The 19,568-nt window shown below is 60.0% G+C and carries 19 protein-coding genes; 7 read left to right on the top strand and 12 right to left on the bottom strand.

Features of this window, described 5'->3' with window-relative positions; all coding sequences use genetic code 11:
• Positions 1–38 precede the first annotated feature (38 nt).
• Positions 39–1,892, top strand: a complete 1,854-nt coding sequence (locus tag LG327_RS06975) for a cation:proton antiporter (RefSeq protein ID WP_404367683.1) — start codon at positions 39–41, stop codon at positions 1,890–1,892.
• An 18-nt stretch (positions 1,893–1,910) separates the two neighbouring features.
• Here the strand turns inward: LG327_RS06975 and LG327_RS06970 are convergent, their stop codons facing one another.
• The 5 genes from LG327_RS06970 to LG327_RS06950 form a co-directional block, all read right to left on the bottom strand.
• Positions 1,911–2,879: an NADP-dependent oxidoreductase gene (locus tag LG327_RS06970; RefSeq protein WP_404367680.1), complete on the bottom strand. Its 969-nt coding sequence runs from the start codon at positions 2,877–2,879 to the stop codon at positions 1,911–1,913.
• A gap of 105 nt (positions 2,880–2,984) precedes the next feature.
• A complete protein-coding gene (locus LG327_RS06965) occupies positions 2,985–3,476 on the bottom strand; it encodes an acyl-CoA thioesterase (RefSeq protein WP_404367678.1) in 492 nt (163 codons plus the stop codon).
• On the bottom strand, positions 3,466–4,560 hold the full coding sequence (locus LG327_RS06960) for an SMP-30/gluconolactonase/LRE family protein (protein ID WP_404367675.1): 1,095 nt from the start codon (positions 4,558–4,560) through the stop codon (positions 3,466–3,468). Before LG327_RS06960 ends, LG327_RS06965 begins: the two co-directional genes overlap by 11 nt.
• A gap of 46 nt (positions 4,561–4,606) precedes the next feature.
• Positions 4,607–5,401 (bottom strand): alpha/beta fold hydrolase, encoded by a 795-nt coding sequence (locus LG327_RS06955; protein ID WP_404367672.1) that lies wholly within the window; start codon positions 5,399–5,401, stop codon positions 4,607–4,609.
• A gap of 23 nt (positions 5,402–5,424) precedes the next feature.
• The gene (locus LG327_RS06950) at positions 5,425–6,108 is read right to left on the bottom strand and encodes a hypothetical protein (RefSeq protein WP_404367669.1); all 684 of its coding nucleotides are present in this window, start codon (positions 6,106–6,108) and stop codon (positions 5,425–5,427) included.
• A 180-nt stretch (positions 6,109–6,288) separates the two neighbouring features.
• Here LG327_RS06950 and LG327_RS06945 point away from each other — a divergent pair, with 180 nt between their 5' ends.
• From LG327_RS06945 to LG327_RS06930, 4 genes are all read left to right on the top strand, one after another.
• Positions 6,289–6,735, top strand: coding sequence for a PilZ domain-containing protein (locus LG327_RS06945; protein WP_404367667.1), 447 nt, complete (start codon positions 6,289–6,291; stop codon positions 6,733–6,735).
• Positions 6,736–6,764: 29 nt separating this feature from the next.
• On the top strand, positions 6,765–8,192 hold the full coding sequence (gene cls, locus LG327_RS06940; RefSeq protein ID WP_404367664.1) for a cardiolipin synthase: 1,428 nt from the start codon (positions 6,765–6,767) through the stop codon (positions 8,190–8,192).
• A 105-nt stretch (positions 8,193–8,297) separates the two neighbouring features.
• The gene (locus tag LG327_RS06935) at positions 8,298–8,984 is read left to right on the top strand and encodes a GntR family transcriptional regulator (RefSeq protein WP_404367662.1); all 687 of its coding nucleotides are present in this window, start codon (positions 8,298–8,300) and stop codon (positions 8,982–8,984) included.
• Positions 8,971–9,387: a hypothetical protein gene (locus tag LG327_RS06930; RefSeq protein ID WP_404367659.1), complete on the top strand. Its 417-nt coding sequence runs from the start codon at positions 8,971–8,973 to the stop codon at positions 9,385–9,387. The genes LG327_RS06935 and LG327_RS06930 overlap by 14 nt, the downstream gene beginning before the upstream one ends.
• A 32-nt stretch (positions 9,388–9,419) precedes the next feature.
• On the opposite strand, the gene LG327_RS06925 is transcribed toward LG327_RS06930, so the two are convergent.
• Positions 9,420–10,037 (bottom strand): hypothetical protein, encoded by a 618-nt coding sequence (locus LG327_RS06925; protein WP_404367656.1) that lies wholly within the window; start codon positions 10,035–10,037, stop codon positions 9,420–9,422.
• 230 nt (positions 10,038–10,267) lie between these two features.
• On the opposite strand from LG327_RS06925, the gene LG327_RS06920 reads away from it, so the two are divergent.
• Entirely contained in the window at positions 10,268–10,627 is a 360-nt protein-coding gene (locus tag LG327_RS06920) for a hypothetical protein (RefSeq protein ID WP_404367653.1), read from the top strand.
• Positions 10,628–10,684: 57 nt separating this feature from the next.
• Here LG327_RS06920 and LG327_RS06915 read toward each other — a convergent pair whose 3' ends face one another.
• The gene (locus LG327_RS06915) at positions 10,685–13,471 is read right to left on the bottom strand and encodes an ATP-binding protein (protein ID WP_404367650.1); all 2,787 of its coding nucleotides are present in this window, start codon (positions 13,469–13,471) and stop codon (positions 10,685–10,687) included.
• Between the two features lie 95 nt (positions 13,472–13,566).
• Here LG327_RS06915 and LG327_RS06910 point away from each other — a divergent pair, with 95 nt between their 5' ends.
• On the top strand, positions 13,567–13,800 hold the full coding sequence (locus LG327_RS06910) for a DUF2789 domain-containing protein (RefSeq protein WP_404367647.1): 234 nt from the start codon (positions 13,567–13,569) through the stop codon (positions 13,798–13,800).
• Here LG327_RS06910 and LG327_RS06905 read toward each other — a convergent pair.
• From LG327_RS06905 to lysA, 5 genes are all read right to left on the bottom strand, one after another.
• The gene (locus LG327_RS06905) at positions 13,794–15,503 is read right to left on the bottom strand and encodes a diguanylate cyclase (RefSeq protein ID WP_404367644.1); all 1,710 of its coding nucleotides are present in this window, start codon (positions 15,501–15,503) and stop codon (positions 13,794–13,796) included. The genes LG327_RS06910 and LG327_RS06905 overlap by 7 nt on opposite strands.
• 66 nt (positions 15,504–15,569) lie before the next feature.
• Positions 15,570–16,565 carry a tyrosine recombinase XerC gene (gene xerC, locus LG327_RS06900; RefSeq protein ID WP_404367642.1) on the bottom strand — a complete coding sequence of 332 codons (996 nt, stop codon included), beginning with the start codon at positions 16,563–16,565 and terminating at the stop codon, positions 15,570–15,572.
• A gap of 2 nt (positions 16,566–16,567) precedes the next feature.
• Complete coding sequence (locus LG327_RS06895) at positions 16,568–17,314, bottom strand: DUF484 family protein (RefSeq protein WP_404367639.1); 747 nt, start codon at positions 17,312–17,314, stop codon at positions 16,568–16,570.
• A 45-nt stretch (positions 17,315–17,359) separates the two neighbouring features.
• Entirely contained in the window at positions 17,360–18,274 is a 915-nt protein-coding gene (gene dapF, locus LG327_RS06890) for a diaminopimelate epimerase (protein ID WP_404367636.1), read from the bottom strand.
• Complete coding sequence (gene lysA, locus LG327_RS06885) at positions 18,271–19,536, bottom strand: diaminopimelate decarboxylase (RefSeq protein WP_404367633.1); 1,266 nt, start codon at positions 19,534–19,536, stop codon at positions 18,271–18,273. The genes dapF and lysA overlap by 4 nt, the downstream gene beginning before the upstream one ends.
• Between the last annotated feature and the right edge of the window lie 32 nt (positions 19,537–19,568).

Genomic DNA, 19,568 nt, shown 5'->3' with positions numbered 1-19,568 from the left:
CGGGAAACCATGACAAAACAGGAATTCTGACCCCAATTATGTCTGTCAGCACAGTCATGCTTCTTGCCAGCATTGGCATTCTCTCTCTTTTCTGCCAATGGCTCGCCTGGCGCCTGCGGGTGCCCGCCATCCTGTTCCTTCTTGCTGGCGGCATTGCGGCAGGGCCCATGCTGGGCATGCTCAATCCGGAAGCCATTTTTGGCGACCTGCTGTTTCCGGTGATCTCACTCGCTGTTGCCATCATCCTGTTTGAAGGCAGCCTGACGCTGCAATTCGATGAAATCAAGGGCCACGGCCGCATGGTCCGCAACCTCATTCCCGTGGGCGCCCTGGTCACCTGCGTGGTGGCCACCCTGGCGACCCACTGGGCTCTGGGGGTGTCATGGGAAATAGCCCTGCTCTTTGGCGCCATCTCGGTAGTTACAGGCCCCACAGTGATAGCTCCCCTGCTGCGTTCGGTCCGGCCGACCGCCAAACTGGCCAACATTCTGCGCTGGGAGGGCATCATCATCGACCCGGTGGGCGCCCTGCTTGCGGTGCTTGTTTTCGAGGGCATAGTGTCCTGGGGCCAGGGCAATGTGTTCGAGCACTCCCTGTATATTTTCGGCACCACCATTCTCACCGGCACTCTGCTGGGGGCCGGTGCCGGCTGGCTCAATGGTCTGGCTCTGCGCAAGCACCTGCTGCCCCACTACCTTCACAATGCCGGCACCCTGACGTTCATGCTGGGAGTCTATGCCCTGTCCAACGAGCTGGCCCATGAATCCGGCCTGCTCACTGTCACGGTGATGGGCATCTGGATGGCCAATATGAAGCAGGTGCCCATCGACAGCATCCTGGAATTCAAGGAATCCCTCAGTGTTCTGCTGATCTCCGCGCTGTTCATCATTCTGGCGGCACGGGTGGAATTTGCAGCCATTGCCGAGCTGGGCTGGGGGCTGGTGCTGGTGCTGGGCGCACTCATTCTGGTGGCAAGACCTGCCAGTATTTTTCTGTCGGCCATAGGCACCAATCTGACCTGGCGTGACAAGCTGTTTCTCAGCTGGATCGCCCCCCGGGGCATAGTGGCTGCGGCCGTGTCTGCACTGTTTGCGTTCCAGTTGCAGAAAGCCGGCTATGAAAGTGCCGGCGTGCTGGTGCCGCTGATTTTCATGGTGATCATCACCACTGTCACCCTTCAGAGCCTGACCGCAAGGCCTGTTGCTCATCTGCTGAAAGTGGCCGAACCCGGCAATCACGGCTTCCTGATACTGGGCGCCAACCAGGTGGCCCGTCAGATTGGCCTGGCGCTGAAAAAACTGGAAGTGCCGGTGTTGCTCAGTGATACCAACTGGGAAAACGTGCGGGCCGCAAGGATGGAGAATCTGGATGTGTATTTCGGCAATCCGGCGTCCGCCCACGCCTCCACCCATCTGGACCTGAATGGCATAGGCAACTTCCTGGTGATTTCACCATACAAACAGCTCAACTCCCTGGCGACCTATCATTTTCTCGACTGGTTTGGCAGCCAGAGTGTGTTCAGCCTGTCGGAAGGCGATCAGGATCAGTATGCCCGTCACCAGGCAGCAGAGAAGATTCAGCAGACCCGGGGCCTGTTCGGAGATGTAAGCTATGCCAAGCTGGCGAGCATGATCAGCAAGGGCTGGAAGGTGAAAACGACCAGACTCAGCGATACCTTCACCTACGAGAATTTCAGGGAACGTTACGAGCAGCAGGCTCTGCTTCTGTTCACCGTTGATCCCCGGGACCACATCCATGCGGTCAAGGAGAAACCACCCTCCAAAGTCGACAGGGACTGGGTGCTGGTCAGTCTGGTGCCACCCCAGCCACCAAAGGAGCGCAGGGAGAAGGAGCCGGCTGAGCCTGAAGCGGCGGCTCAGCCGGGAATCTGACCGGGCATCCGGAAGTCATCAGTCCCCGGAACGGCAGTCGAGGACAACCTTGCCTCGCACGTGGCCCTGTTCCATCAGCCGATGGGCTTCCGCCGCCTCGGCCAGTGGGAATGTGCGGTCCACGTGGACCTGAACATCGCCGTCTTCAATAAGTTCGGCGATCTCTTCCAGGTGGAAAGCATCCGGTCGCACGGTCATGCCGTGTGCTCTCAGGCCCAGCTTTTCCCCTGCGGTAATGATGTCATCCGCGGTTACCGTTGGGAGGGTCACCATGACGCCGCCCTCCGCAAGAGTATGCAGGGAGCGCCGGCCTGTTTCCCCGCCGACCAGATCGATCACGGCATCCAGTCCATAGCACTCGTCCACCACATCCGTGGTGTGGTAATCAATGACCTCATGAACCCCCAGGGCTGCGAGAAAATCCCGGTTGGCTGCTGATGCAGTGGCTATCACATGAGCCCCGCACACCAGCGCGAACTGCACCGCGAAATGCCCCACGCCCCCTGCCCCGGCATGAATCAGTACCTTGTCACCCTCCCCCACCTGGGCCACCTCGAACAGCGCCTGCCAAGCGGTCAATGCTGCCAGGGGGAGGCCACCTGCGGTCACCAGATCGAGTTCTTCCGGCACCAGGGTAAGCTCATCAGCCCGGCCCAGTGCGTATTCAGCATAACCACCACCATGCCGGGGAAAGCCCACCATGCCCATTACCCGGTCTCCCGGGGTCAGCGTGGTCACATCCTCTGCCACCGCCACCACCTCCCCGGCAACATCATATCCGGGCGTCCAGGGCAGGTGCGCCTCGATCTGCCGGGCAGCAAACCCAAGGCCTTTGCGGGTTTTCCAGTCGATCGGATTGACCCCTGCACCCGCTACCCGGATCAGAACCTCGCCTGATTCCGGCTCGGGGCGCTCAGCGGTTTCCAGCCTCAGAACGTCAGGGTCGCCGAAGCGGTCGTACACCACGCGTTGCATCCTGGTTTCCATGGGTCTGTTCTCCTGGGTCGGGGCCGGCTTTCCCTGAGACTAGCAGAAAACCGGCGACATCATGTCCTCGTCGTTGTGTATCCTTTCTTTCAACTGCATGCGCCATCAGAACGCCCCGCGGCCACCCCGCACCAGAGCATCTCCGAGGATCTCCCGGTACTCCGGGGGCATCCGTGTCGGGCGCTGGGTATTCAGATCTACGCAGGCATGAGTGGAAAGGGCGCGCACCAGGGTTTTGCCATCAGCAGGGCGCAGCAGCTGGAACTGACGGGCAGAGCGAAAGCGGCCGTCAAAACCTGTCAGCCAGGTGCCCAGCACCAGCCGGTCACCGGCGTTGGCCGCCGCCAGGTAGTCAATCTCCGTGCGGCTGATGGCCATGGCCTTTCCGACAGCCTCATGCAGGGCCCAGGTCATTCCCAGACTCTCGATATGGGCCCAGCTCACCTCTTCCAGCCAGCGCACATAAACCACATTGTTGGCATGTCCCAGTCTGTCCGTGTCCTCCGGCCTGACCTCGATGGCCTGGGTGAAGGGATCCGGAAGATCCCATGCATCCCTGCCGGGCGCCCAGCTGTCCGCTGCAATATCACCTGTCACTGACTCGGATCCCCAATTGTGGAATTGCACTTAACGGTAGTCGACCGATGCGGTCGTTGTGAAGTGAACCAAAGTAGAGAAACCCATCGTGGGGATTCACCGAGGTGATTTCCTGGAGGTGATTGCCCGACGGATCATGCAGGCTGGCGAGAATGTTTCCTTCGGCATCCAGTGCGGCCACCATGCCATAGGGCTTGACCGGCGGCTGCATGCTTTCCGGCAGCTTTGCAATCTGGTTTTTGAGCCAGGGGTAGGGATGCAGGGAGTCTATCTGGTCGTTCCTCAGGGAAGGAAAGGCCACCCAGTAGCGGCCTGCCCCGTCGACCGCCAGATTATCGGGGAAGCCCGGCAGATTGTCGGCAAAAACCTCGGACTCCCCCTGGTTCGGCCCCTCCAGCCAGTACTTCAGGATGCGATACTTCCAGGTTTCGTTGACCAGCAGGTAATCCCCTTCCGGCGACACTGCCACTCCGTTCGCGAAATTCAGACTGGACAGGAGCACATCCGTTTCGCCACTGGCGGGATCGTAGCGCAACAGCCGGCCGTGAGGCCGCATCTCCAGAAGATCCATGCGGTAATCCGGCTGATTGAAGCGGGCGCTGGCATCGCTGAAATAGATCCGCCCATCCGGAGCGATGTCCACATCATCGGTAAAGCCAAACGCGAGTCCTTCCGCTGAGGCGGTGAGCACCTCAACTCTGCCCGTCGGGTCGATGGAGAGCAGCCCCTTCCAGGCATCCGCGACAATCAGGTTGCCCTGTTCGTCAAACACCATCCCCAGCGGCCTGCCGCCGACCTCAAGCCAGGTTTCCACCCGGCCGTCCGGCCAGACTCTCACTATCTTTCCATCCTGGGTGCCGGTATAGACCCGGCCCTGCCTGTCCACTGCAGTGTCCTCAGGGCCGTACACCGCTCCCTTTGCCAGCAGGTCCGCATCCTGCAACCGGCTGTTGGAAGCCAGGGGGCCATCCAGCTCCGGCGGTGCCGGAGGATGCCAGGCCAGGCTGTCCACGGGTGAGGGCACCAGCACGAAGCCACCAGCAACCAGAAGAACAACCAGAAGAATTCCCAGCAGCCATTTCATGGCGTTTCCCTCTTTTTATTGTGGTTTTTGATGATTGTCGCGAACACTAGCCCTGCAGAAAGCGCCGGCACAGCGTGGCAAAGGTTTCGGGCTTTTCCGCGTGAAGCCAGTGTCCGGTACCCTCGATAATCCTCAATTCAGCATTGGGAAACAGCTTTTCGGTCTGTTCCCGGTGCTTGTCCTGGATGTAGGCGGAATCCCCACCCTTGATGAACAGGGTCGGACCTTTGTATGGGCCTTCCGCCGAAGGCCCGGCCGCGAGGCTGGCATAACTGGCATCAATCGCCGGCAGGTTCAGTCGCCAGCGGAATTTACGGTTGTCCCCCTCTGCACGCTCTTCCTCGCTGACCCGGGCCAGGTTTTTCAGCAGGAACTGGCGCACCGATTCCATTTCCACAAACTCCTTCAGCGCGGCGTCCGCCTGCTGACGGGTACTAATATTTTCCAGATCAACAGACTTCAGCCCCTCCAGGACGGCGTCATGCCGGGGATGATAAGTAACGGGAGCTATATCGGCCACCACCAGACGGCTGACCCGCTCCGGATGGGACAGCGCCACCTCCATGGCGGTTTTCCCACCCATGGAGTGGCCAAGAAAGGCCGCCTCCTGCAGGCCCCGGTCATCCATATAGGAAAGAACATCTTCCGCCATGGACGGATAATCCATGGTGTCAGTATGGGGGGAACGGCCGTGGTTGCGCTGGTCCAGAGCATGGATCTGCCATTCGTCCCGAAGTCGGTGGGCAAGCCCTCCCAGATTCTCCAGCGAGCCGAACAGGCCATGGAGCAGAATCAGTGGCGAGCCTTCGCCCATTATCCGGTGGTTCAGTTTTACGCTCATTCAGAATCTCCTTGATTCATCACTCATAACCAGGCCCGCAACTCACCGAGAGCCGTTGAATTCAGCAGGTAGGACACCTGGTGGGCCACCGCCTGGTTCTGTATTTCGGCAGCTAGCCCGACAAGGTCCTCTGTGCCGGGATGCATTGCCGAATGCCTGGAGACATAACCCCACATGTGCTGCAGCGCGTTGCGCACTCCGCCCCGCAGGGGCGCAACCCGGCTGGCGCTGATCATGCTGAGCCAGAGTTCATCCAGCGGAATGGCCCTCGCCGCCACCCGCTGGCCGAAGCTCTGGTAGGCCCGGTCATTACGGGCCAACACGCTGTATTTGTAAGTGGCCCAGAGCTCATGATCGTTGCGGGGCAGGCGGATGCGACCAGCGTTATTTTCTTCCGCTCTGCTGCGGATTGTCGCCAGCTGGTTTCGGACCCCGTTCAGGTCCGGAATCGGCCAGATAACCGATTCCTCGGTGACCGGCACCCGCCCCGGAATGGCAAACTTGCGCAGGGCCGCTTCCTCCTGAATCTGGTTCAGACGCAGAGCCAGCGCGTCCTCGTGACCCTGCCAGCCGGCCGGCACGGCAGTCTGGGCGTCGCGGGGGTGGCCCGCCCCCGCAAGCCCTGTCAGCAGGCGCATTTGGCTCGCCAGTAGCTCATCATCGAGCAATCCGGCATCAATGTCGAAAACCGTTGATTTGGAATACAAGTCAAATTTCCTCTGATTCAGCTCACAGATTTCAACCCTTACCGTGCAAGAAAAGGCAAAGGCAGGTTACATTACCACTGAAGCTTTTCGAACGCCTTACCGCAGGTTCCCCGGATGCTGCCTGATTTCAGGTATCTTCCGGCAAGGCTGTCCCATTACCATCAAGGAAATCTGTCTTCCATGGCCGAACAGAATCAAGAGGAAAGACGTCATATTCGCCGGCTACCCGCGGCTGAGCTCAATGTTGAATGGCGACCCCGGAAGGGGCTTTTCAACCGCTTCCAGCCAGCGGAAGGCCAGGATTTCACGCGAAACGGACTGTCAGTATCCCTGAACAGTGGCGAGTCTCTCGAAATCGGCGATCCCGTTGAGCTGCGAATTGAACTGGTAATGGAAGCCGGCATGCTCCACCTGGACAGGGTAGCTGCGGTGGTGAGAAACATTCGTGAAACGGACAATGACAAGCCCCGCTACGGACTGGAGTTCGATTTCGGCGCCAGCCGGGCAATGAAATCGGACCAGACAAGGGCGCAACTGGGACGCATGGAAGGCATCCTTGAGCGAAGCGAAAAGCTCAAGCTGCGGATCCAGCCGCTTCAGGAAATAGATTCGCTTCGCAGAAGCTGACATCCTGAGCCAAATCCCGGAGCAATGAGATGTTTGATACGTCCATGCTGTTACCGGCGCTGGCGATTGTTTACGGCATTGCCCTGTATTGCACCTACCGGGTGCTGCTGACCTACCGGACAGCCCAGGGCGCGATTGCCTGGATCGTCGGCTTGCTGGCTTTTCCTTTTCTCACACTGCCGCTTTTTGTCCTGTTCGGGCGCAACCGGTTTTCCGGTTACGTCCGTGCCCGACGGCTTGGCGATCGCTCGCTCAACCACCTGCTCAGTCAGTTTGAGAGCCAGGCCTCGTCCATTCCAGGGCCCGGGCACGAGCATTTCAGCGATGAGCTGCAGGTTCTTTGCCAACTGGCCAAACAGCCATTTACTTCCGGCAACCAGTGCCACCTCCTGAAGGACGGCGAGGCCATTTTCGAGGCACTGTTTGATGCCATGGAGGACGCCCGGGACTACATCCTGATGGAATTTTACATTGTGCGGTCAGACAAGGTCGGCCAGCGCATAAAATCCGTGCTCAAACGCAAACTTGCGCAGGGCGTGAAGGTATATTTTCTTTACGACGACATAGGAAGTGTGTGGCTGCCGCGGGGCTACCTGCGGGAACTCAGTCATGCGGGGGCGAAGGTTGCATCCTTCGGCAACGGCAATGTCCGCAGGCGCCGCCTGCAGATGAACTTCCGGAACCACCGCAAGCTGCTGGTCTGCGATGGCAGGGTGGGTTTCCTGGGAGGGATAAATCTGGGTGACGAATACATGGGCGCGCCGATTGAACAGACCTCATGGCGGGATACCCACTGTCGCATCATAGGGCCAGCTGTGCTGGGCCTGCAGCTGGCGTGGCTGGAAGACTGGAACTGGGCGGCTTCCACCCTGCCGGAACTTAGCTGGGAGCCAGCGTCAGGCGGCGGAGACCAGGAAGTCCTGATCCTCCCAACCGGACCCGCGGACCAGTTTGAAACCTGCGCCCTGTTCTTTCTCAACTGCATCAACAACGCCCGCCAGCGAATATGGATTACTTCCCCCTACTTTGTGCCTGACTTCCAGGTAGTGAATGCCCTGCAACTGGCTGCTCTGCGCGGTGTAGATGTACGCATTATCATCCCGGAGAAACCCGATCACCAGATCTTCCGGCTGGCGGCCTATTCCTACCTGGTCCAGGCCAGCCGGGCCGGAATTGGCATCTACCAGTACCAGCCAGGTTTCATGCACCAGAAAATGGTGCTGGTGGACGACCGTTACGCTGCCATAGGAACGGCTAACCTGGACAACCGCTCCATGCGCCTGAACTTTGAAATCATGGCGCTCTCCACCGGCGCCGACTTCATCCGGGAAACCCGCACCATGCTGGAAACAGACCTCAGCCGCTGTCGACGGATGACCGCCTGGGATTATCGTGACCGGTCCGTGTTATTTCGCCTGACCTGCCGGGCAATCCGCCTGCTGGCTCCGGTGCTGTGACCCCGGGAGCCGCAGGAAGCTTCGGAATCACGCCGTTTTCCGCAAACCGGGAATATGCGAAGATTCGCCCACTATTGATCAGGCAGTTCAGAACGGAAACGACCAATGACAACCTTCAGACCCCGTGAAACACTTACCGAACAGGTCGCAAGGCATGTTGAGAACCTGATCGCATTTGGCCAACTGGCGTCCGGCGAACGCATCTACGAGAGCGTCATGGCAAAACAGCTGGACGTCAGCCATGGATCCATCCGGGAAGGCCTGCTTCTGCTTGAAAAGCGGCATCTGGTCAAGAACGTGCCGCGGCGGGGAGCCTTTGTAAAAGAACTGGACGCTTTTTTCGTCAAGAGTCTTTACGAAGTGCTCGAGCTTTACCTCTGCCATACCGGCCGAAAGCTGGTACGGCAGTGGCAGCCCTCCGATATGGAAAGGCTTGAGTCCCTTTACCAGCGCATGAATGCCTGTTACGAGAAAAAGGATCTGCTGCCTTTTCTGGAACTGGGGATCGAGTACACCCAGGCGTCACTGGCCTACGCCGACAATTACTTCATCGTGTCCGCCATTGACGATCTCTGGCCATCGGCAAAGCGATGCGCCTTTGTGGCGTTCCGCCATTCCAGCCACCAGGTACTGGCGGACAACCTCAATCACATGCGGGAGTCCATTGATGCCATTCGTGGCAGAGATGAACATCAGCTCACGGAAATACTCAGCCGCTATGCTCGCCAGCAGTGCCAACAGGTTCTGGCAAGCCTGGAGAAACAGGCCAGGGGAAATCATGCGGCAACCTGACAGCACCGCCGTCCTGTTTCCCCTGGGCCTGCTGATTGTCACGTTAATGATGAGCGCCTGCGCCAGCCGGGATATACCAGAGCCAGCCCCCCGCGGGGAACCAGCACCGGCCCCGGAAATCCCGCAGCCCAGGGAACAGGAAAAGCCCGCCGTCAGGCAAGTCCCGCCTCCGGAACGGGCGACCTGCGCCTGGAGCAGGATCCGTGGTGTGGCGACACTGCTTGCCCTGACAGAGACACCGGATCCTCCCAGGGGTACCTGGCAATTTTTCCCGGGTGACGATATTGTGTTTCACCCGGTACCGGCCGGCGCAAGCGAAGGAGATGAGTTCAAGGCACTGCTGCAGCGACCCATGAGCGGGCCCTGCCGCGATTCCAGAATGGTGCTGTTCGGGCCGCTATAGAAAGTCCCGGTCACACGCTGTGCGACAGGCTTTCAGCGGCTCTGCTGATCTTCATCGGCCAGCGACAGATGGGAAATATCCGGAGTCACCGGCGGCGGAGTTTCCCGCTTTTCACCCAGCTCACTGCCTGCTGGCGCAAGAGTCCAGCTGTCGAGGTGCTGGAACAGCGGGGGCGCTGTCTCTTGATGCTCCACCAGCGTGACTCCCGGGGGATCCAGGGAAAGGCCGGATCCGGCCAGGATGTCATCCACCTTTTCCCCGGCTAGTCTTGGCCGGTCTCCCGGCTCTACTGCGGGACCGCCAGCTTTGGCCGAAGCTCTTTCCGGGGAAGCTGACTGTGTTGCAGGCGCGGTAGGCCTCGGGGTGGCCGCGGCTGCCGGAGCGGGTTTGGGACTGGCTGCGGGCTCCTGTTCCGGCGGCCGCGTACCGGCCATGGTTTCCACGTATGCAACCATGCCATGCTTTTGCAGCACCAGCCGGTATTTTTCCGCCTGGCCTTCATCCAGTCGGTTGCGAATGACAACCGGCTGGCCGCTGAACATCCGCTCAACCTGCTCCAGGCTTGCCTTGAACAGGGCGCCCGCGTTGGCACGGGCGGTAGCGAGGTCCGTGCCCGCGGTGCACTCACCTTTGAATACAAGCTGAAACATGATGCGCCTCCGACAGGCTTTCTTTTCGCAGCAACACCCTGGTCGCTGACCCCATTCCCATGATAGTTGATTCCCCCGGCTCCGAAAACTGACAGGCCGGTCACAGCACGTTATTTAACGCCTTTGCAAAAAATTGAAAAACTTTGGCAGTCCTTACAGCGCAATTCACTGCATTCTGCAATAATGATTCGTAACGCAAACTAACATACTGTTACACGAGCAACCCGGTTATGCGCCACGCCCTCTTTTTTACAATCACATTCTTTCTGTTCCCGGCCGCCAGCCCGGCCCAGGCTGAGAATGTAGACCTGCTGATGAACGGGTTGTTCGCTGAGAATCAGCCCACCTATATCGGTTTCGACAGTGTGGAAAGAGAGGACGTCCCGGTTTCTGCCAATGTCGAGCGAAAGTACCTGGTTGTGGATTTCCGCTTCAATGCCCCGCCTGCCAACGAACAGCTCCAGGCCAGTGTCCACAGAATCTGCATGACCCTGATCGGTAATCGGGAGCTGATCCAGACCCTCTCCGACAGCGGCTATGACATGGTCTCAGTGGCCTTCGACCGCCGCTCCCAGTACGACTGTCTTTAAAATCTCTTGCCCGGAATCCGGCATCCCCGCATTCGCCCGGATCTACCCCGGCAGCTATCAGGATTCCTGACCGAGAAGAGAAGGAAACTCTTCCAGCGAGTGGTTGATTGCATCAAGATTGAAGGTTTCTACGTCCTCCAGCAGTTTTTTGCCGTAGTGGATCACCCGCTCCGATCCGTGATGCCTCCCCCACGCCAGAACCCGTTCGGCGAAATCCCGCATCTGCTCTGGGTCACCGCTCTCACGGACCGTCCGCCATTCGTCGCCGAAGTCGGCCAGAATCTGATACCGTAACCAGCTCCGTTCCCTGCGCTCGGAGATTTCCGTCAGAGGCTGTTCAGTCCGGGCAGGAGTTTCTTCCGGCGCCTGGTCATGCGCCGTCGTTTCAACCCCCGGCAAACGAAGAGTGAAGGTGGAACCCGCTCCAGGTTCGCTCTCGACTGAGATCTCCCCCCCCATCATGCGGGCGAGCTTTCGGCTGATGGCAAGCCCCAGCCCGGTACCACCGTATTTCCTGTTGCTCTGGCCCTCCTGCTGCTCAAAGGCATCGAAGATCCGCTCCTGCTGACCGGGGGGCACACCGATACCCGTGTCAGTTACCGTGACGATCAGCTCATGGCGCTGGGCCTCGCCCGGCTGGCGTGGCTGGGGCCGGGTCGAGGCTGTCACACTCACCCCGCCCTCGTGGGTGAATTTGATGGCGTTGCCCACCAGGTTGAACAGCACCTGTCTCAGGCGCGCTTCATCCAGGATCATCGCCCGCGGCACCTGCGGATCAACGGCCACTTCCAGCGCAATACCCTGCTCCTGTGCCCTGAGGTCAAAGATGTGCCGCACATCATCCAGCAGTCGCCTCACATCAATCGCTTCGAATTCCAGCCGCATTTTTCCAGCCTCGATCCGGGACAGGTCGAGAATGTCGTTGATCAGCATGAGCAGGCTGCGACTTCCCGCCCGGATGGCGTCCAGATACTGCCGATGTCCGGGATCAGTCACCCGGCTGCTCAGCAGGTCGCTGTAGCCGATAACTGCATTCATGGGGGTGCGTATTTCATGGGACATGTTCGCCAGGAATTCACTTTTTGCCCGGTTGGCGCTGTCTGCCTGCCGGGCAAGCCGCTCCGCCTCGAGCTTCGCAACGCGAAGTTCGTCTTCACTTCTGCGCAGGGCATTCTCGGACCGGATACGCTCATCCACTTCCCGGGACAGCTTGCGGTTCCAGTACAGAAAAATAAGCACCACCACAACGGCGATCAGAACCACGCGTCTGACCGCGGTGTAGTCGGTATCCTGCTCAACGTCCAGATGAATCCAGCGGTTGTTGATGGCATCCGTGCCACTGGCCTCAAGGCCGGTCAATGCCTTGTTGATGATGCGCAGAAGTTCCGGGCGGTCCTTGTGCACGGCCAGCCGCAGCTCGTACTGATAAGGGGTGATACTGGTGATTCTGAGATTGGAAAGACCGAGCCTGGCCACGGTATAGCTCACCCCCGGAATATGGGTAACCATCACATCCAGATCCCCGTTGGAAAGGGCCAGCAGGCCATCGGCCAGTGAATCGACCGGATAAATGTTCAGATCCGGATGGTTGATCAGGAGAAAGTCGTGGCTTGCCTGGTGACGGACTACTCCCACCGGCTCATCACGCAGTTCGCGCAGGTCTCCGATGAAGCGTCCATCGTCCCTGATTGCGAGGGCAATGGGCAGGCTCAGATAGGTCCGGCTGAACAGGAACTTGTCTTCCCGCCGGGGGGAGCGGGGCACCGCCGGCAGGATATCCACCGAGCCGTCTTCCAGTGCCTGTTCGGCCTCCGGCCAGCTGTCGGTGGCCTGCCGGGAAAAGCTGGTACCAAGCTGCTCTTCCATGCGGCTGATGAGATCCGGTACCAGGCCCCGTATTTCGCCGCCTTCAACGAACTCGAAAGGTGGCCAGTCCGAGCGGAAAAGCACCCGGAGATTGGGATTGCGCTTGAGCCATTCCTGCTCCGAAGCTGTCAGGCGGATGTTGTTCTCCGATCCCGCCCTGGGAACACTGAACGGCACCCACGCCTCCCGGATAGCCCGGTGCTCAATGTGACTTATGGAGCGAACAGCCTTGCCCAGGACATCCGCCAGCATTGGTCTGTCTTCGGGCACCACGAGCACCACATCGATCGAATGCCCCCTGAGGAGGGTGGCCATGCCAATGCTGTTTATCAGCGCCGCCTGCAGATAATCCGCCACCACCGGAACCGGGGCAATAAAGGCATCGGCCTTACCGGAAAGCACAGTACTCACGGCTTCACTGACATTGGCCACCGACACGGGGGTAAACGAATCCACCGGTTCAAGCAGCCGGTACTGGTTGCTGTCGGCTCCCACCAGCGCAACCCGCCGGCCTTCAAGATCAGAGAGGCTCCGGATGCTGGCCTCACCGGAATCCACGAACAGGCCATAGGTCAGACTCATCAGAGGGTCGGTTGCGCTGAACCCGGCGGGCAGCGGATCATCGGGAGCACGGGACATGAGCAGGGCATCCAGTTCGCCCTGGACGAGCATGTCCGTATCCCCCGAGCGATCAACAGGCACCAGCTCCACCCGGGTATCCAGCTTGTCGCCCAGACGCTTCAGGTAATCCACGTAGGTGCCGGCGAGAGAACCCTCAGCTGTCGCGAAGGCCAGGGGGATCTGACCGGTACGGAGCCCCACCCGGAGGCTGCTCTGGGCCGCCAGCCATTCCAGCTCTGCAACATCCAGCACGGGATGCGGAGAAGGCAGGGGCGGGTCCGCCATGGTCACGCTGGAGACGGCCACCAGCAGCCAGAAAAGCAGCGCGCCTGGCACGACCGCAAAAAAAAGCCTCATTGGATAATCCAGCCTGTTTGGTTACAGTGACAGTATGACAATAACGGCATCAAATCACTGGTGTCTGCACCGTAACGAATGGGAGACAGCACTTTATGGATACAAGCATTCATACCATGCCCCGTCTTTTCGAGCAGCTGGGGCTGCCCTCCAGTGACGATGACATACAGAAATTTATTGCCGATCACGGGCCCCTTGCGCCCGAGGTCAAATTGCACGATGCGCCTTTCTGGAATGACAGTCAGTCACGGTTCCTGAAAGAAGGCATCGAGGAAAATGCGGACTGGGCAGAGGTCATTGATGATCTCGACGCCCAGCTCCGTCACTGATCGGCGGCCAGCACGATCTGGTTACGGCCGGCATCCTTTGCTCTGTATAGCGCCCTGTCGGCCTGATCGAAAACCGACTCCAGGTCGATGCCGGCCTGGAACGGAGCCAGGCCGGCTGAAAAAGTAATGGTCACGGGCCGGCCCTGGAAATGGAAGGGCAGCCCCGAAACATGCTGTCGCAGGGAGTCAATGACTTTCCGGGCAGTAACCAGATCCGTCTCCGGAAGCAGCAGCACAAACTCCTCACCACCATACCGGGCGATAAAATCTGTGGTTCTGAGCCGCTCCTGCAGGGCTTTCGCCAGCAGCTGGATAACCCTGTCACCAGCCTTGTGGCCGTAGCTGTCGTTTACACGCTTGAAGTGGTCTATATCCAGGATGCCGAGAGTGACTGGATGACCGTATCTCTGCCAGCGATCCCGCTCAAAAATCAGCCGCTCCTGCCAGGCTTCCCGATTGGGTAACTGGGTGAGAACATCCGTGAGGGCCCGGGAGCGCTCCAGACGCAACTGTTCCCGGGTCTGTTCGGACTGTATTTCCATGGCCGCCAGCTTTTCCTGCATGGCCGCCATCTGCTCGGCAGCCAGAGCTTCCCGCTCACTCTCCTGCTCCCGATAACCCTTTACCGACTGGATAATCGATTCCACATGGCGGGAAACTGACTGTTTCAGCTCAGTCACATCGTCCGTGTGTGCAAAGTTTTCCTGCAGCGCCCGGAGGTCCCGGTTCAGATTCGACTCCAGCGCTTCCGATGCGCTCTGCCGGCTTTCGCTGGCCTCGGACTGCTCGACAAAATGGGTCTGCAGCGCAAGCAGCCGATCATCCAGGCGCTTCAGGAAGGATTCAAATTCCTGCTGGCCCCGGCTGACCGCCGCCAGTACCAGTTCTGATGTCTCATTGAGCGCTTCCCTCAGGTCATTCCATTCATGGCGCTCGGCCAGCTGGCTGCGTATCAGACTGACTTTGGCATGGGCTTCCGGAGCCAGGCTGACCTGGGAGAGAAGATTTTCCAGCAGCTCACCCAGCCGATGGGCGAAGCGGGTGCGCTGATCAGCTTCTTCCCTGAACTCCGGTGCGCCCAGGTCCGTGGTCCTGACGGGCAGGCTATCCACCACATCGCCCCAGCCGGGCATGGGAGGCCCGGATTCGGCTTCGGCTTCAGCCCTGCGACTGCCAAAGAACCGGCTCAGGACTCCTTGCCTGCCGCCTTCTTTCCCAGTGTCACCGGCACCTGTTTCTCCACCGGCCAGAGCCCGGGATTCCAGCTCTGCCAACTGGGCCAGCCACCCGCCGAGGCCTGCCTGAAACGTTTCAGGATCCCCCAGGGCCCGGCTGAGCTTCTTGAGCTCTGCCTTCTCGTCAATAAACAGGGGGTGGCGTCGGATGGTAGCAAGAAGGTGGTCAAGGCTTGTTTTCAGGCGCTTGCCTGCCTGGCCCCGGCTTTCATCCAGGGACACCAGCTGCTGGTCCAGGGTTTCCTGGATCCGGCGAAGCTGTCTGATATCCCCATCATCCTGGCGGAGCTGATCCCGCAGCTCCCTGAGCAGGCGGTCCAGGTCCGGATGCTGGCCTTCCGATGCAAAGCTGGTGCGCACAAGCAGGCGCTCGAACGTATGCCGCTGTTCTTCCCATGCTTTCTCGCGGGCACTGGCGGCTTCAAGCTCCTCATTGTATCGCTTCTTCCAGGAGTCATCCGACGGCATTAATGTCTCCCCAAAAAACTTTGCAAGGAAATGTGGCCGGCGCTGACCAGGTTCCCCGCGCGGGATTCAGGCATCATCGGCAGCGCCTCCGCCCCGATTTCCGGTTGCGGGTCGTCCGCGTCGCCTCGCTCTCGGATGGCTTTCGTCATAGACCTGGGCCAGATGCTGGAAGTCCAGGTGGGTGTAGATCTGGGTAGTTGCTATGTCGGCATGGCCCAGAAGCTCCTGCACTGCCCGCAGGTCTCCACTGGATTCCAGCAGATGGCTGGCAAACGAATGTCGCATCAGGTGGGGATACAGGCGCTGATCCGCCCCTTTGAGCAACCCCCAGCGGCTGAGACGAAGCTGGACGCTTCTCGGGCCCAGTCGTCCACCCCGCTGGCTCACAAACAGGGCGGGCTCTGCCTCACCGGCAAGAGCCGGGCGGACACCCAGCCAGTCCTGGAGCGACAGCAATGCCTTTCGGCCCACCGGCAGCACCCTTTCCCGGCTGCCCTTGCCCAGCACACGCACCTCAGCGCCGCGCATGTCGAGAGAGGAAAGATTCAGGCCAACAAGTTCGGCAAGGCGCAGGCCCGAAGAGTAGAGCAGCTCGAACATGGCGCGGTCCCGGACTTCCAGTGGATCCTCCGGCTTCGCATCCAGCAGGTGATTGATCTGATCCACATCAGCAACAGCCGGCAGGCGGCGCCCGGCTTTTGGCGCCCGGATGTCCAGAGCGGGGTTGTCCCGGACAATTTTCTCCCGGAGCAGGTAGTCGTAAAAGCGGCGGATGGCGGACAGGTGCCGCGCGATGCTCCGGCCCCCGAGGCCAGCCCGGCTCAGCTCCGCCACGTAGCGGCGGAGATCGGAACCATGAAGATCCGCCCAGCCGGCATGGCCCTCTCTCTGAACATACTTCGCAAGCCGGCGTACGTCCCGCTCGTAATTACGACAGGTTTCCACGGCCTGGCGGCGCTCGGACGAAAGATGGGTTACAAAATCCTGCAGGGGCACGGCAAGGGCAGGAGCAGGACTGTCTGATTCTTTTTCCGCCTGCCCGTCGGCGACCGCCACCGCCATGATCAGCGTGACTCGGCCAGGGCGTCGGTCACAGCATCTTCTCCCGTGTGACGCTGCACCATCGGGGGCAGAAGCCTGCTCAGGGTATCGCTGATATAGGTCAGAAAAAGCGCTCCCATGCTCTGGTCAAAATAGCCCGACTCACAGCTACCCATGGCCAACACCCCCATCAGCTCCCCGTTTCGCAGGGGAACCAGGGCAACAGAAGCCACCGGCTTTTCCCTGTCGGGAAAAAGAAATGTTCGCTGTTTTTCACCAAACTGGCCACAGACCGCCCGGTCCCCTTCCAGCAGGCTGCCGAGCTGGCTCTGTGCCTCTTTCGGTGAAACCACCTTCAGAGCACCCTCAGGACTGACCGCGAGCGGGGTGTCGGTAAACAGAACAATCGCTGCGGCGTCCAGGCCAAAATCGCCCCGAATGCTGTCATCCACTGCAGCCGCCATCTCATTGAGAGTCGCAGCTTCGATAACCTGCAGCAGCATGCGCTTGCTCTTCTCGAACAGCCGGTCGTTATGGCGTGCAATGGATACCAGCTCCACCAGTTCGTGCCTCAGGGTATCCCGCTGCTCCCGGAACAGATGCACCTGGCGCTCGACAAGTGAAATGGCACGCCCGCTGTCATGGGGCAGAGTCAGGCTTCTGAGCAGTTCATCCTGATCAACAAAGAAGTCCGGGTTGTCCCGAAGATAGCTCGCTACCTGCTCACGGGTCGGCTCTCCGGCCTTCTGATGGGCCGTTTTTTCAGTCATGGGAATCTCCTTCAGTCGCCCCGGACAGCCCGGTGCGCAAAACACTTACGGGTTCTGGCGCGAATCTTTACCACGGCGGGAACGGCGCGGTGATGTCTCAGCCGGCAGCCGGAGCTGGCCCTCAAACACATGGGCAGTCGGCCCCTCCATCATAACAGCGGTCCCCTCACCCTGCCATTCGATCACCAGGTGACCACCGCGAAGCTCCACATCGACACGTTTGCCCAGCAGCCCGCGGATCTGGCCGGCCACCACTGCAGCGCAGGCCCCTGAGCCGCAAGCCAGGGTTTCACCGGACCCACGCTCAAAAACCCTCAGCCGGGCATGCCCGGCATCAATAATCTGAAGAAATCCTATATTGGCACGCGCTGGAAAACGGGGATGACGCTCAAGCTTCGGCCCCAGAGTCTCCACTGGAGCCGCATCCACATTGTCCACCACCAGCACCCCGTGGGGGTTACCCATGGACACGGCGCTGAGGGTAAAGATCTCCCCATCCATCTCCAGCGGATAGACCAGCTGGCGGGAATCGGCAGCAAACGGAATGGCCGCCGGATTCAGCTCCGGGACGCCCATGTTCACAGTCACCCAGCCATCTTTCCCAACCTTCAGCTCAAGCACGCCACCGGCGGTCTGCACACGGATGACCTTCCGGTTGGTAAGGCGCTGGTCCCGCACGAACCGGGCAAAGCAGCGGGCGCCGTTACCGCACTGCTCCACCTCGCTGCCATCGGCATTGAAGATCCGGTACCGGAAATCCACGTCCGGCAGGCCCGGTGGCTCAACCACCAGCAGCTGATCAAAGCCGATGCCAAAATGCCGGTCCGCCAAGGTGCGGATGGTTTCCGGCCGCAGCCGGAACGGCTGGCTGATGGCATCTACTACCATGAAGTCATTGCCGAGACCATGCATTTTGGTAAATGACAGCAGAGGTCCGGAAGAACGGCGGGAGTCGCTCATGAGCTGCCTGTTCCTTGTGGCAGGCAGGACTCGGGAGCCAGCTGGTCTTCGATGGTTTCCCGGCGGCGCACCAGATGCACCTGATTTCCGTCCACCATCAGCTCCGGCGGCCGGTTGCGGGTGTTGTAGTTGGAACTCATGACAAAACCATAGGCCCCTGCGGAGCGGACTGCCAGCAGATCACCCGGCGCCAGACTGAGCCTTCGGTCCTTGCCCAGGAAGTCGCCAGTCTCGCAGACAGGCCCTACCAGATCCCATGTCTTTTCCTGGGTATCGGTTCGGGGAATGGCAGGCACGATGGCCTGCCATGCACTGTAAAGAGCCGGTCGGATGAGGTCATTCATGGCGGCATCAATGATGGCGAAATTCCGGTGCTCCGTGCACTTCAGAAATTCCACACGGGTCAGCAGGATGCCTGCGTTGGCGGCAATGGAGCGGCCGGGCTCAAGCAGCAGCTCGAGATCCCGCTCGCCCAGCCGCTCTCTGAGGCTGGCCACGTAGTCCGAAGGCGACGGCGGCGTTTCCTGGTCATAGGTCACCCCAAGGCCACCGCCCATATCCAGATGCCGGATGGTGATACCATCACCGGCCAGCTCATCAATCAGCACCAGTACCCGCTCAAGGGCGTCGAGAAACGGCGAAACCGAGGTCAGCTGGGAGCCTATATGACAGTCCACACCTATGATCTCAAGGTTTGGCAGAGTGGCCGCCCGGGAATAAACCGCCCTCGCTTCGTTGATGTCGATGCCGAATTTGTTCTCTTTCAGTCCGGTGGAAATATAGGGATGGGTGCCCGCATCCACATCCGGATTGACCCGCAATGACACGGGTGCCTTCATCCCCAGCTCACCGGCCACCTGGTTGAGACGGTCCAGTTCGGTATCGGATTCCACATTGAAACAGCGCACCCCTGCCTCCAGCGCGCGCTGCATCTCCCAGAGCTGCTTGCCAACTCCGGAAAACACCACTCGCGAGGGGTCTCCGCCGGCCCGGAGGACGCGCTCAAGTTCCCCGGCAGAGACTATGTCGAACCCGGCGCCCAGCCGCGCAAGCACGTTGAGCACCGCCAGGTTGCTGTTGGCCTTGACCGCATAACACACCAGATGGGGGCGGCCGGACAGGGCTTCGTCATAGGCACGGTAATGGCGCTCAAGTGTTGCCCGGGAATAGACATAGGCTGGTGTCCCATGCTGGGCAGCAATATCGGCCACGGCGACATCCTCAGCATGAAGCTGCCCATCGCGGTAATTGAAGTGATCCATCGGCTTTCCTGTTTTGATGGGTGTGGCAGAGG

Origin of the sequence: Marinobacter sp., from assembly GCF_044799475.1 — a bacterium.
In the GTDB taxonomy this organism is placed as follows: Bacteria; Pseudomonadota; Gammaproteobacteria; order Pseudomonadales; family Oleiphilaceae; genus Marinobacter.
The sequence above is the reverse complement of the archived record's forward strand: the minus strand, read 5'-3'. Positions and strand labels throughout refer to the sequence as shown.

Excerpts from the sequence above, each read along its gene's own strand:
- LG327_RS06975 (WP_404367683.1), top strand. The coding sequence starts at position 39 with ATGTCTGTCAGCACAGTCATGCTTCTTGCCAGCATTGGCATTCTCTCT.
- LG327_RS06970 (WP_404367680.1), bottom strand. The coding sequence starts at position 2,879 with ATGGAAACCAGGATGCAACGCGTGGTGTACGACCGCTTCGGCGACCCT.
- LG327_RS06960 (WP_404367675.1), bottom strand. The coding sequence starts at position 4,560 with ATGAAATGGCTGCTGGGAATTCTTCTGGTTGTTCTTCTGGTTGCTGGT.
- LG327_RS06955 (WP_404367672.1), bottom strand. The coding sequence starts at position 5,401 with ATGAGCGTAAAACTGAACCACCGGATAATGGGCGAAGGCTCGCCACTG.
- LG327_RS06945 (WP_404367667.1), top strand. The coding sequence starts at position 6,289 with ATGGCCGAACAGAATCAAGAGGAAAGACGTCATATTCGCCGGCTACCC.
- cls (WP_404367664.1), top strand. The coding sequence starts at position 6,765 with ATGTTTGATACGTCCATGCTGTTACCGGCGCTGGCGATTGTTTACGGC.
- LG327_RS06935 (WP_404367662.1), top strand. The coding sequence starts at position 8,298 with ATGACAACCTTCAGACCCCGTGAAACACTTACCGAACAGGTCGCAAGG.
- LG327_RS06930 (WP_404367659.1), top strand. The coding sequence starts at position 8,971 with ATGCGGCAACCTGACAGCACCGCCGTCCTGTTTCCCCTGGGCCTGCTG.
- LG327_RS06925 (WP_404367656.1), bottom strand. The coding sequence starts at position 10,037 with ATGTTTCAGCTTGTATTCAAAGGTGAGTGCACCGCGGGCACGGACCTC.
- LG327_RS06920 (WP_404367653.1), top strand. The coding sequence starts at position 10,268 with ATGCGCCACGCCCTCTTTTTTACAATCACATTCTTTCTGTTCCCGGCC.
- LG327_RS06915 (WP_404367650.1), bottom strand. The coding sequence starts at position 13,471 with ATGAGGCTTTTTTTTGCGGTCGTGCCAGGCGCGCTGCTTTTCTGGCTG.
- LG327_RS06910 (WP_404367647.1), top strand. The coding sequence starts at position 13,567 with ATGGATACAAGCATTCATACCATGCCCCGTCTTTTCGAGCAGCTGGGG.
- LG327_RS06905 (WP_404367644.1), bottom strand. The coding sequence starts at position 15,503 with ATGCCGTCGGATGACTCCTGGAAGAAGCGATACAATGAGGAGCTTGAA.
- xerC (WP_404367642.1), bottom strand. The coding sequence starts at position 16,565 with ATGGCGGTGGCGGTCGCCGACGGGCAGGCGGAAAAAGAATCAGACAGT.
- LG327_RS06895 (WP_404367639.1), bottom strand. The coding sequence starts at position 17,314 with ATGACTGAAAAAACGGCCCATCAGAAGGCCGGAGAGCCGACCCGTGAG.
- dapF (WP_404367636.1), bottom strand. The coding sequence starts at position 18,274 with ATGAGCGACTCCCGCCGTTCTTCCGGACCTCTGCTGTCATTTACCAAA.
- lysA (WP_404367633.1), bottom strand. The coding sequence starts at position 19,536 with ATGGATCACTTCAATTACCGCGATGGGCAGCTTCATGCTGAGGATGTC.